This is a genomic window from Paenibacillus sp. sgz302115, from assembly GCF_056120445.1.
The window spans coordinates 53,598-71,465 of sequence record NZ_JBVYOK010000002.1 but is presented as its reverse complement, the minus strand read 5'-3'; the positions used below and the strand labels follow the sequence as shown (position 1 = coordinate 71,465).

Genomic DNA, 17,868 nt, shown 5'->3' with positions numbered 1-17,868 from the left:
CTCCTTCTATGAGATGGATGATCTGTATATACACCTAGAACGAGTAAAATACTTCTTTGCCCGCAATAAAATCCTTGCACAGCGTATCACAAAGCTTGGCTGCACTTTCTTTAACCCAGCCATTGCGGTTAGAATCGCCTATGAAGAAAAGATAGCTAATGAACGTATCCATAAATATCTGTCCCTCAATATACCTTATCCAATCCATTGAAAAATCTGCTGCTGAAGCATAGCCCTGCAAGAAGCGCTTCCGCAGCCCGCCGGGAAAAACAGTAGCCGCACTGCCCAAATCAAATAAATAATAGCCATATCCGCAGAATCCAAAATCTATCAGACAAGGCCCGGCCCCGGTGATAATGACATTTCCCGGCTGTACATCCGCATGAACGATCCCCCATTGCCCGGGAATGGAACCCAGCTCTTGCATTTGTTTTTTTACAATTCGAAGGACTTTGGCAATGATCTCATACTGTTCCTGGCTGTACAGACCTGACTCAATGCCGGTTGTCAGCTCCACAATGCAGGAATCAACCCTCTCTTCGTTGTACACATGTCTTTGCAGGGGAGGAAGCGCATGATGGCGCGAGAAATTATGAAAAGCTGCGAACTTCTCCCCCAGGGAATATGCAATTTGCTCTATGTTCTCTTCCTGCAAAGTAAGTGTGGAGCCTTCAATCCATTCCAGCAGCGTTGCATAACCGGCCCCGTTGTCAGCGGTATCATATTCGGTCACCAGTTCTCCCAGGCGATTGACCACAGGCTTTTGTACCCTAAGGGTGTTCACTCGGGCCAGCTCCTGCAATATGTACATTTCTGACTCCAAGCCCTGAGGCGTGTGCTGAATCCCCAGCATCCCCGCAGTTGAAGGACTGTGAAGGCGCAGCAAGTAATGCCTGCCGTTGCTTGTATCCGTTACCTTGTAAGTCATATTTTCATTATGTCTGATGAACTCAACTACCGGCTCCTGAATCTCATAGGACAAAAGTACTTTTTCTGCAGCTTTTATCATTTATGTACCCGCCCTTCCACTTCCTTATAAATCTCATCCAGCATGTACCCGGCAAAAGCGGCCAACTGATTGGAGCTGATGTCTCTGTCTTGTTGCAACGCTCCGGTATATTCAACTTCCATTATATGCATAAGCAGACCGCACATATGGGTAGAAAATAATTATAGTAGAACTGCACCGCGCCCTTTGATCCGCTCATGCATGGAGATGGCCTTCTATCCAGTAATTCTTTCTATACATAACCCGACTTCGGCGATATACTTCTGCTGCTCTTCGTCCGGGATCATATGCCCGGAATGGATAAACTCAACCACATGGAAGGATGAAAGATTCCGGGTATACTTGTCTAAAGTCTCATCTGAGATATCAGATGGAATCCCGGCAGCCGGGTTTCTTCCGGCAAACAATGTAACAGGGAGCTTAAGCTGAGATAGCTGCGCAGTGAAATCTACCTCGCGGGCATCTCTACCCAGTCCCTCAATTGCCTCGCGGCGCATGAAGTTCAGGATAGGCACCTGCAGATAAACCAGCCCGCTCCAAAAATCCACAACTTCCTCTGAAAGACTCCTATGGATAGGCGGCTGATCTACAAGAATAAGACCTTTCATTTGATGCTGGTTCTGCAGGCTCCAGCCAAGCGCGTAGGACGCCCCCCTGGAAAATCCCAATACACAGTAATTCTCAAGCCTGCAATGCGCAACCACAGCCGCGATATCTGACAGGTGATCCTCAAGATCATAACCTGCTTGCGGTGTTGAGCTTAAGCCTCGGCCACGAAAGCTAAGCGCCACGACATGCCCCGGCAAATTAGTCAAAAGTGGAATGGCCCGCTCGGCAGGCTCCCATAACCCGCTGATCACCAGAAGAGAAGGTACCACGGAAGAAGGTTCTCCATTTTCCAGTACATGCAGTGACACAGGTCCATTATGAACAAAATAGCTTTTCAATCGGCATTCCTCCAAATTCTTTATCCCTAAATTCAACCTCCTAAAGAATATCATGGAAGCTGCTGATCCGAAAATGATATAACAATGACCAGAAAATATAGCCACAAAAAAAGGAAGCAGCGCTACCGCCAGTAACGATACACGCTGCTTCCTTCACCCTATGAATCAGTACTAATTAGAATCTCGCGACAAAAAACTCACGGTTGGCAGAGACAGATTTGGTTGTTAAGAGATTGCCCGCTTCATCTCTTATTCTCAAAGTATAGGATACCGTTGTTAAAGTCGTAATAGTAGGAAATCTAGCCACACCAAAATCGTCAAAATCGGTAGTTACCGTTACTGTACCGGTGGTCAAGGCAGCTGTCCAGCCAGTAGTGTCCTTATTCACATTGCCGAGACTTGTAGCAAGCACGACGAATCTGTCAAACGTTTGTTTAACTCTGCGTCTCTGTCTCACTACTTTTTTCACTACTCTTGCATTTGCTTTTTTGGCCATCAGCGCTTTTTTTGCCAGCAGTGCTTTTCTTGCCATTAATGCTTTCTTTTCGGACTCTCTCATTTGCTTCACCACTTTCTTTTAGGATACATTAGTAAATGTAGTTTGCATGTTGTCTGAAACAAGTTCCTGCCTACCGTTCGAGAAATGTGTTGATATCTCAGTTTCATAGATATGTATCCGCCTGGTCTTTCCGTGCATACCATGCACTGAAGAGGTGATCCGACAGCAATGAGTGATACGCTCTGGATGCAGCAGCATGCTGCCAAAATCAATCGGCCATTGAAACGCCATGTTCGGAAATCTGTGCAATCAGGTGTTAAGCCTGCGGCGGTTCCGGTCATTATTCAATTCAAACAGAAACTCTCCCCCTCCCGCATACAAGCCTTGCAGAAGCATTTAGGTCCACATTCCTTTCCTGTCAAACACCGAATTCCCCTGCTGAACGCGGTGTCCTCGCAGATTTCTCTGAAATCCCTGGAACGGATGTGCTGCTGGAGCGGGGTTCACAAGGTATACCTCGACGAAATTAAAACAATATCTTTAGATATTGCTACTCCCTCCATTGGCGCAACAGCGGTTCAAAGAGCAAGGGGACTTACCGGAAAAGGGGTCAACATCGCCATTCTCGACACTGGTGTATTCCGGCATCCGGATCTGATCCGGCCCATGAACCGCATCATCGCCTTCAAGGATTTTATCAATCACCGCAAAAATCCCTATGACGACAACGGCCATGGCACACATATTACCGGCGATGCGGCAGGCAATGGCTGGTCCAGCAAAGGAAAATATAAAGGCCCGGCCCCTGAAGCGGGCATAGTGGGCGTCAAAGTCTTGAATCGAAACGGCGACGGTTATGACTCCACGATTATCAAGGGAATCGAGTGGTGTATTGCCCAGCGCAAGCGGTTAAAGCTGCGTATTCTGTCGATGTCCTTCGGCGGACCGGTGAGTGCCTCAAGCAAAGATGATCTTCTCAGCCAAGCGGTCGAAAAAGCGGTCAAGGCCGGGCTCACCGTTGTGATCGCCGCCGGCAACAGCGGCCCCGGACGGAGAACGATAGAATCACCGGGGATAAGTCCCTCTGCAATCACAGTCGGGGCAGTGGATGACCGCCGGACGGTCTGGCAAGGCGACGACCGGATCACCTTCTACTCCAGCCGGGGACCGGCGCCGGGAGGAAGAATCAAGCCGGATCTCGTAGCTCCGGGAGAGTCCATCATCTCGCTTCGGGCTCCTGGCTCCAAGCTGGCGAGGCAATTTCCGTATCTTACGTTCGACAAACGATATTTCGTGCTGTCCGGGACCAGCATTTCTACGCCCATCGTCTCCGGTGCGGCCGCACAACTGCTGCAGCGCTGCCCCTCCCTGACTCCCTGTCAAGTTAAAGCCAAGCTGAAGAAACATGCGTTTCGCTTAGGGCTGAAACCGAACACCGCAGGCAGCGGCGAGGTGAACGTACGGTTTCTGAAGCGCCGTTAGTAGCTTTTAAAAAGGAGGGTTCGCTTAACAGCGATACTCCCTTGATACCGCCGGGTCTTATGAAAAGGGCGCAATAAATCAAGCCCTCCATATACAGAGAACAGCGGCTTTGATTTTCTCAAAACCGCTGTCCGTATTGAAATAAAAATTATGACATAGAGATCCCCCGCCAAACAACGGTTTTATTCTTTTCCGCATAAGCGGCGGGTAATTTTTCATGTTTTATTATGCTATTACTTCGGGCCAAGTTGGCCCGAAGATGGTTAATTGCCCTTCTGGGGCAGTTAGGTATGCCTTGCTATTCTGCCATTCGTTTTTTTCGATATTATGATCACTACATAAGAAATTGCAATTAAGACAATAGTAGTAATCAATGAAGATAATAGATTGCTTTCTGTTTTTATGCTTTCTCCAAGAGCGTTCCATACTGTATGGAAAAGGATGCAAAGCCAAATACTGCTGCTCATTTTATAAATTGCTGCCAATATGAAAGACAACCCAATGACAGTAATTGAAAAGGCCCAAAAGTTCCATGTGAATTGATTAGTTCCCTCCATAAAAAATAAAGGTAAATGCCATATGGCCCAAGTAGCACCTGTTAAAAGCGTAGCAAAAGTAAAGTTCATCTTTTTTTCAAGATTCGGTTGTAAAATCAATCTCCATCCAACTTCTTCTAACCCACCACCTACAATCATTATCGGAAGTGCTAGAACAGCCATATATAAAGGGGATACGATAGTTGAAGTTCCCATTAGTACGGGGATAATATATGAAATAATCGTGGTTGCAAAAACAAGCAGATAAAAACGGATAGGTTGCTTGAATCCAAAAATTTTGCGTAGTAATTCTCGTCTTGTGATTTCCTTGGATTTTAGCAATAGCACAATAGCCACTATCGGTTTCGTATTTCCACCTATTATGTAAAGTATCATCATTAAAGGCGTTCCATATTTCAAATAGCCATATTGATTTGCAATTACAATTCCCCACCAAAGTGTCCATGTTATACCTATCGTCAATATAACAAAGGGTAAAGCAATATTTTTCGCTCTCAATCTATACTGCCTCCATTATTTTCAATATAGTCAACTATCGCCTCAATAAGCCTATCTAATGCTTCATTTTTTCCTTGTTTTGATATGGTGGTTAAGCTAAAGACATAACCGATACAGTCCAACAATGCTCCTAATACTTCCATCTGGACTACATCAAGGCTAAAAAATTTCATGAAGTGTACCATGTAGTTATTAGATTTTTCCTTTTCAGCTTTGCTAAACTCTAATGGAAGTTTACGCAAAAGTACTTCTGTATCAGTTGGACTTACATACCGATTAAGGCTATTTTCAGATAGATAACTCTCACGCAAAAATATTGTGATTTTTTCTCGTTGCGATTTATCTCCTCCCATTATTGTTTCAAACTGCCCAAAAAGTTCACTTTCCCATTTTTTGATTACCGCATACAGACATTCCTCTTTTGAATTGTAATAAGAGTAAAATGAGCCTTTACCGATACCAACAGAATTTGCAATATCATCTACTGTAACATTCTTAATTCCATTATTCGTACAAATCAACTGTTTTGTACTCTCAATGATGGCATTTCTTGTTTGCTCTCGTTCATGTTCGCTTATGACCTTCGGCATGAAACACGCCTCCTTTTTATTGACTAAAAAATTTATTATGGTCAATAAAAAGAGTATGTGCTCATATCAGCGTTTTGTCAACGATTTTTTGTCTGCACTTTTTATGCTATTTTAGAGTTATCCGCTCACTGGCAAGCAGGGCTGGTGTCTATACACCAGCACGTTTTGGTGATTTTCCCTTGCGGAACACAGAAATACCGCCCTGCTTGTCTATGGGGCGGTATTTCTGTGTAATGTGATAGCTCATATTTTATTTTGTATTCCCTTATCCGCATAGAATAAGGTTTTTTGCAGTTCTCCTATTATAAATGTCCCCACCCGCGCGATGATCCGTTTGGTCAACGGGCGGTATGCATCCATCCGCAAGTACCTGCCAGATAAGGATGTTGTTTTGTTCCAGCTAATAGATCTTCACTCCAAGCAAGAAATTCACAGCATTGCCGGCTGTTATGCGAGTTACGGCTATGTTGCCGGGGCGGATTTGCATATTTTTTGCGGATAATGATTCCGGTAGAGGCTGCTAGATAAATTACAAGTGCTCAGCAATTTGCTCCGCCCAGGCTACAAGTGCCTCATCTTCCCCATAGCTCCCGATACACTGGAAGCCCAGCGGCAGACCTTCTATTGTCATTCCGGGAAGGCTGATCGTTGGACAGCCCGCAAAGGTCCAGATTGCCGTCATCCCGGACCATCCTGTGCCCTCACCGATCTTCGGTGCTGTTCCTCCCTGTGCAGGTGACACCCAGAGATCTATTCCCTCCGCTGTTCTGAGAGTCTCCAGTTCCTGCCGCAGCCTGGACTGCTTCTGCCGGTATGTCTCCAGCTCTGCCTCGGGGATTTGCCGGCCTCTGAGGATGGCTTCCCTTACCGGAGTGCCGTAATTGTCCGCATAACGTTCGAATAAGGAGACATGCTCACGCGCCATTTCACCCTCGAGGAACCGCAGCATGGCATCTCCATAAATAAACTCATCCTCCCACGGCATTTCCACCAGCTTCACTTGATAGCCTTCCCCTTTAAGCTTTTCAATCTGCGCATTAAAAGCCGCTCTCACCTCACTGCTCATTAGCTCCATATATACGCCTTTGGGGATACCAAGTACTGGCTTTCTATCAGTCTTATAGGGATTCCAATCCGGAATGAGCAAGTCTGCGGCAACCTTCATATCATCCAGAGTCTGCGTGAAGAACCCTGCAGTGTCAAAAGAAGGTGCCAGCAAAATGACCCCATCCAGCGGAACCCGGCCATAGCTCGGTTTGAAGCCCGCTACTCCGCAAAACGAAGCGGGCGCGATCACCGAACGAAGCGTCTGGGTGCCAACCGCAAGCGGGCATATTCCTGCTGCAACCGATGCAGCCGAGCCTGCGCTTGAACCCCCGGGGGTATGGGCAGCATTATGCGGATTTCGGGTGGCAATAGGACCATTATAAGCAAATTCCTCAGTAACCGTCTTTCCGGCGATATAAGCCCCCAGTGACCGAATCCGGGCTACCAAGGAGCCTTCCTTGCCGGACAATGACGCTGATGGCAATTGCGAACCGGCTTTAGTAGGCAAGCCCTCTGCATGCAGCAAATCCTTGATGCCGACTGGAACTCCGTACAGGGGCGGTCTCGCGGCAGGTTCAGCGTATGTCTCAGATAAGCGGCTTATCTCCAGAGCCAGGCGCTCCTCAGCGTCGGCTTCCGGGACAAACGCACGGATATGCGGCTCCAGTTGTTCAAAGCGCTGCCGGTACAGGAGCACTGATTGCTGAAGTGAGCATTCCATTTCATTCTGATTGTTGTGCTCGATTAATGATGCTTTGACAAGTTTCATGGTATCAGCTCCGCAGGAGATTTTTGGACAAGCTATATAAGTTGAACTTTCGGTTTCATATTAGGGTCTGGTCATAACTGCGGGGAATGTTTGGACTTCCGGCCGATGTTGTCTGCAGATTTCTCGATTTAAACCGCTCTTCGCGGTAGAAATCCGCAGACAAAGGCGGACGCTACCGCTCCTACAGTTCCAAACTTCCCCTCCGCACTCCTACCTTTTTTATGATTTTTTAGTTCAACTGATATTACTGCTTACGGATACACATTCAAGAAGTTACAGGCTACAAGTTATACCAAAATATCCTGTAGTCAAAGTGAGGAACCATCCCCACTATTCCCGCCAGACGAATAGAGCCGGGATTATCCGGTGAACAGTCCCAATACGGCTGAACCCCTCTGCTGCCGCATTCCTCTACAAATGCCTGTGCTGCTGCGGCAGCGTAGTTTCTTTTTCGATACCCTTCTATCGTTTCGATATCAATGGCATGAGTCTGACCGGCAACAAAAGCGGAGAAGCACAGGCTTACCACCGTATGGTCGTACCGGGCATAATAACCGAACCCGTGCTGGAAGAAATCATCCGGCGAGTCCCAGAACCTAGATAGCTTTTCCTCTACAAAGGCTAGATTGCTTAACCGCTTGTCTGTGAATATATTCTTGTCCATTCTATGAACCGTCACGTTGCCGCCCGGGATTCCATCCATTTTCATAGCTTCCCCGAGCCTGAAGACATGCTGATGACAATTCGAAAGCTTGTGTTTACCAAAAATAACCTCTATTGCTTCCACCCAGCCTGCGGTTTCACAGCTAATTTCTACATAGCCTATATTCAGCTTTTTCAGCCAGGGCTCAATCTCACTCTGCATATAGGCTGCAAGGCCGCTTACAAAAACTTTGCTCTGCGGATCTCCCGCGATATGGAACCCGCCCTGACCCTGAATCCAGATTAGAGCAGCTCTTATATTCTCAGGATGATCGGCAAAAACCCGGCCCGGATTCGTTCCGCCAACTATGGCCTTAACCTCAATATTGCTGCAGGCGTCTGCAATGTGCCTGATCCTGTAAAACTCTGTTTTGCGCAGCTCAGTTATCAACTTTTACGACCTCCAAATCAGGTATCCGTCCGGGTCTCCTAACGTCCTCTTTATCTTAAGGCAGATAGAATCGCATCGCACAGCTCCATAGTCTTCACGTTATCTCTGCCGCTGGAAATTGGGGTCAGACCCTCCTGGCAGCATTTCATGAAATGCGCCATTTCACCTACAAAGCCGCGCAAATAAAGATCTCTATAGCCGCCGGACATCGCTGACGCGGAAGGGGTGAATACAGTATCCTGCTCCGCAAGCGATTGCCACGGCAGGCCGCTGGCTGCAAGAGAATGGTGAACCAACAGCTTCACAATTTCATCCGCACAGGCAAACCCGTGATCGAACGTAACCGTTACACTCTCGCTTTCTCTGGACCAGGCGCTCATCCCTGTAAAATACACACTTCCCACAATCCCGTTCTCGAATCTTAGCGAGAGGCTCTGGGAGATCTGTTCGCCATTGTTGTTAGTGAATCCTGATATCTGTACAGCCTCGCCAAACAAAAAACGCAGCAAATCTACAATATGAATGGCAGCAAGCTTCAGGAACTGCTCCTCGTCCTTACAGAAGGGGGTGCTGTCTACCGCAAACCGGGCTTGAAAAGAACGCGCTGCTCCGAGTGTCCCTCCTGTAATCAGCTCCTTCAATTTCATGTAGACAGGAGCGTAGCGTTTCATGAATCCGACCATCAGCACGACACCGGCCTGCTCGGCGGCATCGGCAAGCTGAAGGGCCTCCACTCCATTCCAGCCGAGAGGTTTGTCCACATACACATGTTTCCCGGTACGGATGCAGTCCAGCACCAGCGGGGTTTGGTCATGCGGCTGGGCTACAACTACGACTCCATCGCATTCTGCATTCTGCAGCATTTTGTGGTAGTCGTCATAAGGCTTGCCGCTGCTGCCGAACCGCAACAATGCGGCCTTGGAGCGCTCAAGATTACGGGTCGCAATCGCAGTAATTTCTGCACCTGCTTCTATTGCTGATGGAAAAATATTAGTCGACGCATGGAACCCTGCACCGATAAAACTAAGCTTCGCTGTACTCAAGTGTATCCTCTCCTTTTTAAGCAATGCTTCTATAATAGCTGATAATAGCCGATTCTGCAGCCGGCAGCGAAGGACTTGTGTCCCTCTTTCCGTAACCGGTGGAATCCCTGCCGAATATCCAATATACTTAGCAAGGAAGCGATTACAAGAATCATATGGAACAGGAGGGATATGGAGATGCAAATTTCTGTTTTTTACAACCATATTGTTACCGCGGGCAAACAGACGGGACTGCCGGTGCCGGAGGTGCTGAAACAGGCCCGCGAATTTGGCATCAGCGCAGTGGAGCTTGATCTCGACGAGGTGCAGCCAAGCCGTCAGGACATGAAGGAGCTGCTGGGGCAGGCCGGGATCTCAGTGGCTTCGATGTACGCTTTTTTTGATTTCGGCAATGCTCCCGATGTGCAGCCCGGCTTGAAATTCATAGATACGGCTGAATTTTTAGGTGCACGAAAAGTGCTCGTTATCCCCGGATTTATTGACGAATCGGCCAGCAAGGAAGAGCGGGGGCATGCACTTCACGGAATGGCTGCAGCACTTAAAGTGTTATGTGACTATGCGGAACAGAAAGGGATTACAGTCACCCTGGAGGATTTCGATGACAGCCGTGCTCCCTTCTCCACTTCCGGTGAACTGCTGTGGTTTCTGGAGCAGATTCCGAAGCTTGGCTGCACCTATGATACGGGCAATTTCATTTATCGCGGCGAAGATGAACTGCTCGCCTTCGAGAAGCTGAAGTCGAGAATCGTTCATGTCCACTGCAAAGACCGCTCGCTGGAGGAGCACAGTGGCGAAACGCCGAAGATCAGCACCAATGGAACCCGTCTCTTCCCATCTCCCGTAGGCTCCGGCTGCATCCCGATGGAGGAAATTGCGAAGCGGCTGAAGACAATGGGGTACGAGGGTACGCTGGCAATCGAGCATTTTGATGCTGCCGACCAGTTGGCTTACATGGAGAAGTCGGCAGCGTGGCTTCAGGAGATTTTCAAATAGGACAGGCAGGCATGAGGGGGTCTCAGACACGCTGCGATCCCCACACCTGGAACTCCACATCCAGTTCAAAGCCAATCTGCTGATAAAAGGGCTGCATAGGACCCGTATACGCTTGGACCATGCCCAATGAGCGCAGTCTGTTCAGGGCTGCATAGATTACTGCCCGGCCCAGCCCCCGCCTCCGGTAATCGGCATGTGTTCCCACAGGTTCAAGAATCCCGATGCCGTTCGCTTCATCCACAAAAGCATTGCAGAAGGATACAACCTCCCCCTGCTCATTGACCAGTGACAGGTCCAGTCCGGGGCGGTAGCCCGGCGCTTGGCGAATTCCCCCGTACATTTGCAGCATCAGCTCTGCATGTGCAGTACCCGCATAATTGAACGCCATAATATGCCCCTGCGCCTTCGCTCTATCGGCTACCTCTTCCCCGCATTGAAGCTTGAAGCCCGGAGGTATTTCCACCGGGAAATCCTGATCCAGCCTGATCGTGACAACATTATCACTTTCATTCGGCAAAAGCGCATATCCCCGGCTGTGAGCCATCTTTTGCAGCTTGGGCATGAACTTTGGAATCGCAAGCTTCACGGCTCCCGGCGTTGACTTCTCTTCGATGAATTCGAACATCTCACGCAGCAGTTCCTCCTTCGGGTCATCCGTATCAAGCTGAAAATAAAAATCCCCATCCCTGCAAACTACGGCAGCCAGCTCTCCATTGTCATCTTCCCATAGCCCGATATTGCGCTCCCACTCGGAAAGCAGTCCCGCCCTCATCTGATAGAAAAAAATTTCGAACTCAAAACGGGCAATCGTCCAGTTGTACGGCCGTTTGAATCTTGCATAGGCGAGCGAGAGAAACTGGCGCACTCTCATCATATCGTCCGAAGTATACGCCCTATAATTTATTGCCATATGCACTCATCCCCTGCTATATTGTATTGTCTTTATTGTAAGGGATTGGGAGGGGCGGCAGTAGGCACAGTTCTTATGTAAAATGTTTTTGCCCGCAGATATGATCTGCGGGCAGTAGGCTATTTTCTCGAATATACAATTTTCTTGATGCTCTCCACAGATAATCCGTATTGCTCCGACAGTTCATCTATGCTGGCGCCGGTATGGAAGGTTCTGCGGATATCTTCATTCCGCTCCAAATAATACTGTGCCGCGCCGGAGCTCTCGCCCCACTTTCTGCGCTCATTCGGACGGGTGGGAATATAGATGAATTCTCCTTGAACATATTGCTGAATTTCCTTGAGCAGTCGCTCCGGAAATAGCTCTGTTGCCTTCAAATAATCCATATAGGGCTCGCTCCTTAAAATGATTTTGATATTTTAAGGGCAAAGCCTGCAAAATTAACCGCTATTCATTCCTAAATACAGGCGAAATTATTCGCTCCATGCAAGCTTCGCCTTCGGTTCTGCAGGCTTTGCATGGAGCTTATTAAGTACAAAATCAATAACCCAGTTCATGGTTTCCACCTCCTTATTAACTGCATATTGGGCTCTGGTCGTAACTGCGGGGAATGTTTGGACTTCCGGCCGCTGTTGTCTGCAGATTTCTCGATTTATACCGCTCTTCGCGGTGGAAATCCGCAGACAAAGGCGGACGCTATTGCTCCTCCAGTTCCAAACTTCCCCTCCGTCACTTCGGCCCTTTTTATTCATTTTTTAAGTTCAGCTTATATAGCTCACTCATAAGCTAATTTATAGACGATCTCGTCATCAATAATCCGGCCATCCGGGGTGAATCCCAAGCTTCGATACAGCAGTTTCGCCCTCTCGTTCGTTGGCTCGAAGCTGATGTAAATGACCTGATGGCTTTTGTCCTCCTGGATCAAAGAGAGCAGTTGCCTCATTGCTTGCCGCCCGTATCCCTTGGACTGGAATTTCCTGTCGATCATCAGCCTGTAAATCCAATACTCATGATCATCCGTGTCCATAGCATACATTACAAATCCTACAGGTGTATCCTCATAATAAACAGCGAGTGCAACGCATTCAGGCTGTACCTTTGATTGTGCAATGGAGATTGCATTGGCAGCGACCAAATCCTTCTGTTCTTCGGCAACACTAAGGCTGATAACTCTCCAAAAGTTGCCCTTGTCAATCCCTCTAAGACTAATCATTGATGTCGGCACTCCTCTATACAGGAAATAAATTCCTACACATTATACCACATGTTTGTGTGAATTTTGACCGTGACACATCCAATTATTAGGAGTAGAATGAAAGGAACATTTGTTCTTACAGGGAGGGTATTATGCCACATATCCAGTTGAACGGCTTAGACATGTTTTATGAGAAAATGGGGACCGGGGAGCCCGTAATCTTTCTTCATAGCTCATATTCGCGGGGAATTCTGGCTTTTGCCAGTCAAATTCTTGATTTCCAGAATGCGTATACCTGCTATTTCCCGGATTTCAGAGGTCACGGCAGAACCAGATGTGAGAGTTTGGCCTGGAGCACCCCACAGCTCGCTGAGGATATTTTGGATTTTATGGATAAGCTAAATATCCCCAAAGCGCATTTAATCGGTTATAGCTTGGGTGCGGGTGTCGCCGCCTATGTTACTGTAAACGCGCCGCAGCGTGTAGCTTCCTTGACTGCCGTCGGTCACAGCGGGTTTAATGATCCGGCTGGCGCAGATGAATATGAACCCGAATGGCTTCTAGCACACGGCAAGCACGACTTCATCCGGCAAATGCTCGAAAGGCATGAGGAGGCGCACCGGGGGAACTGGCAGGAATTCATGCGGCAGAGCGCGGCGGATTGGAGGTTATTCCCTCAGCTTACTGAAGAGCAGCTCCGCAGCATCCATTGCCCCGCCCTGTTTATCGCCGGAGAGCATGATCCTTTTGTAAAGGAAGCTCAGCTTCAATTGCTGACAGCCCTTGTTGAACACTCCGAGTATCTTGTTATCCCGGGAGGCAGCCACAGGCCGCATATGCTGAGAGAAAGTCCTCTTTTGGTGAATGATTCGATTCTGCAATTTTTGAAAATGCATCCTATTGCTTCGGCTTCTGTTTCGGCTTCCAATTAGCTTCGGTTATTGCGTTCTCATATCGTTCGATGTATTCCTCCACATTGATCTTCCTGCTTAGTTCAGCGATGAGGTCATACGGAATGTTATTTATTTTTTTGAAACGCATACAGGACTTTCCCATATCAAGCTTAGTCTGAACATGCTTCGGATACTCCTCCTGAAACCATGCCAGCAGCGTGGGCAACATGTAGATCCCCATATGATACAGTGCAATGAAGTTCTTCTGGGAGGCTATGCTGATAAAAGGCAGCGGCTGCTCCGGATTGACATGATAACCCGGCGGATAAAGCTCATGAGGGACAACGTAAGTTATCATTCCATAGGACATGGTTTCCCGGAACCCTGCCGGAAGGTTTGCCTTAACCGTCTGTCTAAGCTTCTCCACAGCTTCCTTCCGCTCTTCCGGGAGCTGGCTGATATAGTCCTCGGGACTTGCCGATTCGAATTTCATCCTTTTTTCTCCAATCTGCGGCTGTAATAAATGTCTTCCAGATTATATAATAAAAATGCATGTTATAAAAGTTAACCTGAAGGGATGTTGATGTTTTCATGAAATTTAGCGAATACCGCTATGAGCGGCCGGATGTAGACCGGTTGAAGACTTCCTTTACCGAACTGCTGAAAGGTCTGAGTGCGGATAGTCTGGAGGAGCAGCGCGCCGCTTTTACCGCAATTAATAAGCTGCGTGATGAATTTAACACCATGGAGACCCTGGTCAGCATCAGACACTCCATCAACACGGAAGATAAATTCTACAAAGCGGAGCAGGATTATATGGATGAAGTTGGTCCTGTCATCCAGGAGTACATAACCGACTACTTCAGAGCGCTTGTCCACTCCAAGTTCAGAGCTGAATTTGAGCAGGAATGGGGTACGCAGCTGCTTCAGATTGCGGAAATCTCGCTTCGGACATTCAGCCCGGAAATCATCGAGGATTTGCAGCTTGAGAACAAGCTCTCCACAGAGTATTCCCAGCTGATTGCCTCCGCCAAGATTCCGTTTGAAGGGGAAGAACGCACATTGTCCCAGCTTACGCCTTTTGAGCTGTCGCCAGACCGCGATATGCGCAAGCGTGCAGCAGCGGCCAGATATAGCTTCATGTCAGAGCATGAGGCTGAATTTGACCGGATTTACGACGACCTTGTTAAGGTCCGTACCACGATCGCCAAAAAGCTTGGATACAGCAGCTTCGTAGAGCTCGGCTATGACCGGATGATGCGCACCGATTACAACGCTGAAATGGTTGCGAACTTCCGTAAACAGGTGCAGGAGCACATCGTTCCTGTATCCGGGAAGCTGAAGAAACGCCAGGCTGAGCGTTTGGGACTGGCAGAACTGAAATTTTACGATGAGAGTCTGAATTTCAATAGCGGCAACGCTACGCCAAAAGGTGATCCTGATTGGATTATTGCGAACGGGGCCAAAATGTACAAAGAGCTGTCCCCGGAAACGGATGAGTTCTTTACATTCATGCTGGACAATGAGCTTATGGATCTCGTCAGCAAGAAGGGCAAGCAGTTTGGCGGATATTGCACCTATATCCCCCAATACCAGGCGCCTTTTATTTTCTCCAACTTCAACGGAACCTCCGGTGATATTGATGTTCTGACCCATGAAGTGGGGCATGCCTTCCAGGTATATCAGAGCCGCCATATCCACATTCCGGAATATGCTTTTCCAACCTACGAGGCAGCGGAAATCCACTCGATGAGCATGGAGTTTTTTGCGTGGCCTTGGATGGATTTGTTCTTTGAGGAGGATGCCGGCAAATACCGCTTCAACCATCTGGGAGATAGCCTGCAGTTCATTCCTTACGGAGTTTCCGTGGATGAATTCCAGCATTTTGTCTATGCCAACCCTGAAGCGACTCCTGCCGAACGCAAGCAAGCCTGGCGGGAAATTGAGAAAAAATATTTGCCTCTCCGCGATTATGAAGGCAATGAATATCTGGAGAACGGCGGATTCTGGCACAAACAGGCCCATATCTTCCGCTCCCCGTTCTACTACATTGATTATACATTGGCCCAGCTCTGCGCGTTCCAGTTCTGGAAACGGTCCAATGAGGATTTCAAATCCGCCTGGAGCGATTATTTGCGGCTCTGCCAGGCCGGGGGAAGCCTGTCTTTCCTTAAGCTGGTCGAGCTTGCCGGACTTACCTCACCTTTTGAGGATGGCTGCATCAGCTCCGTCATTGGAAATATTGAAGGCTGGCTGAACGGGGTAGACGATAAGCAGTTGTAATACAAGACCTAAAGACCGGAAGAGCAGCCGCCCTCCCGGTCTTTATAATTACTGCCGAAAACCGCGGCCAGAACTACTTCTTCTTGGCGTTTGCTTTTGCTTCCGCCTTACTGATATTCTCCTCTGCTCTGAATTTAACAATTCTGCGGATCAAGTCATAGGGCAGCGGCTCATTCAGAGGGAACTGTACGGACCCTTTTGCCCCTTTATACTGCGACAGCTCCTCTTTGAAGGCCTCAATGCCGCGGGGCGCCGGATAAAATCCGATATGCTTCTTAAACGCCGCGAAATGCACCAGGTTTCCGTGAAGGTAAAAGGTTGGCATCTGGTAGCTTATCTTCTCCTCTGCCCCGGGGACACACTCTCTAATCACCTTCCTCAAGGCTTCAAGCTTCTCCTGAACCTCAAGCGGCGATTTGGCAATATAATCATCAATTGATTCATAGGTGATTTTCACCGGCTCCATAGTACTCTCCTCTCTGCTTCTCTCCACATGATCCATCATTTATAGCATGTCCTTATTATAGCCTGCCAAAGAACTCAAAGCACAAATTTAATTAATACAGTTGTATTAATTAAATTTCATTGCTATAATCCAGTTGTTGTCATCAACGATTGATTTTACAGAAGGGGTGTAAGGATGAATTTTGTGGTATGGGCGATCGTCACCTGCGAGGTTTTATTCTGGGTCATGATCGTGGCAGGTCTCACGGCACGTTATATTTTCTCAAGAAAGAAGCTTGGGCTGTTCTTCCTGGCTCTAACTCCCGTTCTCGATATTATTCTGCTGGCTATTGCAGGCATTGATCTGTATCGCGGCGCCTCCGCCACAACAGCGCATGCCCTAGCAGCCGTCTATATTTCCGTATCTCTTGTGTTCGGCAAAAGCATGATCGCCTGGTCCGACGAACGCTTCCGCTATTATGTGACGAAGCAGGGCAACAAGCCAATCAAGCGGTATGGGATGGAGCATGCCAGACATTATTTAAAAAGCTTTCTGAGGCATGTGCTGGCATTTCTGATTGGAGCAGGGGTTCTGTACGGACTGATTACATGGATTGACGATCCGGCACGCACTGAAGCACTGTCAGGCGTAATTAAGGCATGGTCCATGATTGTGGGAATTGATCTTATCATTACAAGCTCTTATTTCATTTGGCCGAAAAAGGCAAAGAGTTAAGCCATGGCATATACAAGGAACAGACCGCGCTCAGTTTGGAGACAGCGGCCTATTCCCGATTCATTCATATTTTCCGGGTCGCGAGAGTGCGGTAATTATCCGTCACTGCGACCGGCTTACTGCCTTGCAGGTAAAAGTGGTCCCGCGCCTTCCAGGTATGGCTCTTTTTATCTTTTCTGCGTATATAGACATAGTTGTAGGGAGATGTGGCAAACGTTTTATAGCCTTTGGCTACGCATTTCCTCAAAAAAGCTACATCTTCACCGATAGAACGATCTGAAAAACGGACCTGTCTGGTCACTTGCCGGTTAAATAGCAGTGTTCCTCCCTGCACAAAATCGACAGCTTTATTGTTCTCTGCGGGGGATCTGATGATAAGCCTCTTGCTCGCCGCAAGGTATACCAGACATGCATGTTTGCCTACAACATCACTATGGGTGCGGGCAAGAGCCTTTAGCTGCTCCGTCAGATAGTAAGGGGAATAGTAGTCATCATCGTCAAACTTGGCGATTAGCGGATGCCTTGCTTTGACAATTCCACAGTTCAAGCATTGCCCCAATGAAGTTCGCGCCGGCAGCTTATATACCGAAATATTGCTGTAGGCACGAACTTTGCTGCGATACAGCTTCAGATCCATGCTGTCGTTGTTAAGGATGATGATTAATTCTTTGTTCGAGTGTAGCTGGTTTCGGAAATTGACTACAATATGATCGAAAAAATGTGGGCGATTGGTGCATACGATAATCGAAACTCCTGTGGTGCCTTTTCTTCTCCCCAAGGCCAGCCGCTCCTCTCCCTGTTATCCATTCAACATATGAGTGGAACCAACCAGCAGTGCGGGCATAGCTTCTCCATGCTCAACAGTAAGTAGAACGGCTGC

The 17,868-nt window shown here is 48.0% G+C and carries 20 protein-coding genes; 5 read left to right on the top strand and 15 right to left on the bottom strand.

Annotated features, from left to right (window positions below; genetic code table 11):
• Window positions 1-34 precede the first annotated feature (34 nt).
• From AC0LWN_RS05840 to AC0LWN_RS05825, 4 genes are all read right to left on the bottom strand, one after another.
• Window positions 35-1,009 (bottom strand): phosphotransferase enzyme family protein, encoded by a 975-nt coding sequence (locus tag AC0LWN_RS05840; protein WP_474663655.1) that lies wholly within the window; start codon window positions 1,007-1,009, stop codon window positions 35-37.
• Complete coding sequence (locus AC0LWN_RS05835; protein ID WP_474663654.1) at window positions 1,006-1,140, bottom strand: hypothetical protein; 135 nt, start codon at window positions 1,138-1,140, stop codon at window positions 1,006-1,008. The genes AC0LWN_RS05840 and AC0LWN_RS05835 overlap by 4 nt, the downstream gene beginning before the upstream one ends.
• Window positions 1,141-1,224: 84 nt before the next feature.
• Window positions 1,225-1,956, bottom strand: coding sequence for an alpha/beta fold hydrolase (locus tag AC0LWN_RS05830; protein WP_474663653.1), 732 nt, complete (start codon window positions 1,954-1,956; stop codon window positions 1,225-1,227).
• Window positions 1,957-2,131: 175 nt separating this feature from the next.
• Window positions 2,132-2,515 carry a hypothetical protein gene (locus AC0LWN_RS05825; RefSeq protein WP_474663652.1) on the bottom strand — a complete coding sequence of 128 codons (384 nt, stop codon included), beginning with the start codon at window positions 2,513-2,515 and terminating at the stop codon, window positions 2,132-2,134.
• Between the two features lie 168 nt (window positions 2,516-2,683).
• On the opposite strand from AC0LWN_RS05825, the gene AC0LWN_RS05820 reads away from it, so the two are divergent.
• Window positions 2,684-3,937 carry a S8 family peptidase gene (locus AC0LWN_RS05820; RefSeq protein WP_474663651.1) on the top strand — a complete coding sequence of 418 codons (1,254 nt, stop codon included), beginning with the start codon at window positions 2,684-2,686 and terminating at the stop codon, window positions 3,935-3,937.
• 284 nt (window positions 3,938-4,221) lie between these two features.
• On the opposite strand, the gene AC0LWN_RS05815 is transcribed toward AC0LWN_RS05820, so the two are convergent.
• The 5 genes from AC0LWN_RS05815 to AC0LWN_RS05795 all read right to left on the bottom strand — a co-directional run bounded on the left by AC0LWN_RS05815 (window position 4,222) and on the right by AC0LWN_RS05795 (window position 9,534).
• The gene (locus tag AC0LWN_RS05815; RefSeq protein ID WP_474663650.1) at window positions 4,222-4,992 is read right to left on the bottom strand and encodes a CPBP family intramembrane glutamic endopeptidase; all 771 of its coding nucleotides are present in this window, start codon (window positions 4,990-4,992) and stop codon (window positions 4,222-4,224) included.
• Window positions 4,989-5,582: a TetR/AcrR family transcriptional regulator gene (locus tag AC0LWN_RS05810; RefSeq protein WP_474663649.1), complete on the bottom strand. Its 594-nt coding sequence runs from the start codon at window positions 5,580-5,582 to the stop codon at window positions 4,989-4,991. The genes AC0LWN_RS05815 and AC0LWN_RS05810 overlap by 4 nt, the downstream gene beginning before the upstream one ends.
• Before the next feature lie 529 nt (window positions 5,583-6,111).
• Entirely contained in the window at window positions 6,112-7,398 is a 1,287-nt protein-coding gene (locus AC0LWN_RS05805) for an amidase (protein ID WP_474663648.1), read from the bottom strand.
• 280 nt (window positions 7,399-7,678) lie between these two features.
• Window positions 7,679-8,491, bottom strand: coding sequence for a GNAT family N-acetyltransferase (locus tag AC0LWN_RS05800; RefSeq protein WP_474663647.1), 813 nt, complete (start codon window positions 8,489-8,491; stop codon window positions 7,679-7,681).
• Window positions 8,492-8,541: 50 nt separating this feature from the next.
• Complete coding sequence (locus tag AC0LWN_RS05795; RefSeq protein ID WP_474663646.1) at window positions 8,542-9,534, bottom strand: Gfo/Idh/MocA family protein; 993 nt, start codon at window positions 9,532-9,534, stop codon at window positions 8,542-8,544.
• Window positions 9,535-9,711: 177 nt separating this feature from the next.
• Between AC0LWN_RS05795 and AC0LWN_RS05790 the strand changes: the two genes are divergently transcribed.
• Entirely contained in the window at window positions 9,712-10,527 is an 816-nt protein-coding gene (locus tag AC0LWN_RS05790) for a sugar phosphate isomerase/epimerase family protein (protein WP_474663645.1), read from the top strand.
• Window positions 10,528-10,549: 22 nt separating this feature from the next.
• On the opposite strand, the gene AC0LWN_RS05785 is transcribed toward AC0LWN_RS05790, so the two are convergent.
• From AC0LWN_RS05785 to AC0LWN_RS05775, 3 genes are all read right to left on the bottom strand, one after another.
• Window positions 10,550-11,437: a GNAT family N-acetyltransferase gene (locus tag AC0LWN_RS05785; RefSeq protein ID WP_474663644.1), complete on the bottom strand. Its 888-nt coding sequence runs from the start codon at window positions 11,435-11,437 to the stop codon at window positions 10,550-10,552.
• A 119-nt stretch (window positions 11,438-11,556) separates the two neighbouring features.
• Window positions 11,557-11,823 carry a CD3324 family protein gene (locus AC0LWN_RS05780; protein ID WP_458963063.1) on the bottom strand — a complete coding sequence of 89 codons (267 nt, stop codon included), beginning with the start codon at window positions 11,821-11,823 and terminating at the stop codon, window positions 11,557-11,559.
• Window positions 11,824-12,212: 389 nt separating this feature from the next.
• Window positions 12,213-12,650, bottom strand: coding sequence for a GNAT family N-acetyltransferase (locus AC0LWN_RS05775; RefSeq protein WP_474663643.1), 438 nt, complete (start codon window positions 12,648-12,650; stop codon window positions 12,213-12,215).
• Window positions 12,651-12,784: 134 nt separating this feature from the next.
• Here AC0LWN_RS05775 and AC0LWN_RS05770 point away from each other — a divergent pair, with 134 nt between their 5' ends.
• The gene (locus AC0LWN_RS05770; protein WP_474663642.1) at window positions 12,785-13,564 is read left to right on the top strand and encodes an alpha/beta fold hydrolase; all 780 of its coding nucleotides are present in this window, start codon (window positions 12,785-12,787) and stop codon (window positions 13,562-13,564) included.
• On the opposite strand, the gene AC0LWN_RS05765 is transcribed toward AC0LWN_RS05770, so the two are convergent.
• Entirely contained in the window at window positions 13,530-14,018 is a 489-nt protein-coding gene (locus tag AC0LWN_RS05765; RefSeq protein WP_474663641.1) for a DUF1801 domain-containing protein, read from the bottom strand. The two genes, AC0LWN_RS05770 and AC0LWN_RS05765, sit on opposite strands and share 35 nt — an antisense overlap.
• 98 nt (window positions 14,019-14,116) lie before the next feature.
• Between AC0LWN_RS05765 and AC0LWN_RS05760 the strand changes: the two genes are divergently transcribed.
• Window positions 14,117-15,808 (top strand): M3 family oligoendopeptidase, encoded by a 1,692-nt coding sequence (locus AC0LWN_RS05760; protein ID WP_474663640.1) that lies wholly within the window; start codon window positions 14,117-14,119, stop codon window positions 15,806-15,808.
• 73 nt (window positions 15,809-15,881) lie between these two features.
• Here AC0LWN_RS05760 and AC0LWN_RS05755 read toward each other — a convergent pair whose 3' ends face one another.
• Window positions 15,882-16,274 carry an iron chaperone gene (locus AC0LWN_RS05755; protein WP_474663639.1) on the bottom strand — a complete coding sequence of 131 codons (393 nt, stop codon included), beginning with the start codon at window positions 16,272-16,274 and terminating at the stop codon, window positions 15,882-15,884.
• Between the two features lie 174 nt (window positions 16,275-16,448).
• Between AC0LWN_RS05755 and AC0LWN_RS05750 the strand changes: the two genes are divergently transcribed.
• The gene (locus tag AC0LWN_RS05750) at window positions 16,449-16,988 is read left to right on the top strand and encodes a hypothetical protein (RefSeq protein WP_474663638.1); all 540 of its coding nucleotides are present in this window, start codon (window positions 16,449-16,451) and stop codon (window positions 16,986-16,988) included.
• Between the two features lie 64 nt (window positions 16,989-17,052).
• Here the strand turns inward: AC0LWN_RS05750 and AC0LWN_RS05745 are convergent, their stop codons facing one another.
• Complete coding sequence (locus tag AC0LWN_RS05745) at window positions 17,053-17,766, bottom strand: glycosyltransferase (protein ID WP_474663637.1); 714 nt, start codon at window positions 17,764-17,766, stop codon at window positions 17,053-17,055.
• Between the last annotated feature and the right edge of the window lie 102 nt (window positions 17,767-17,868).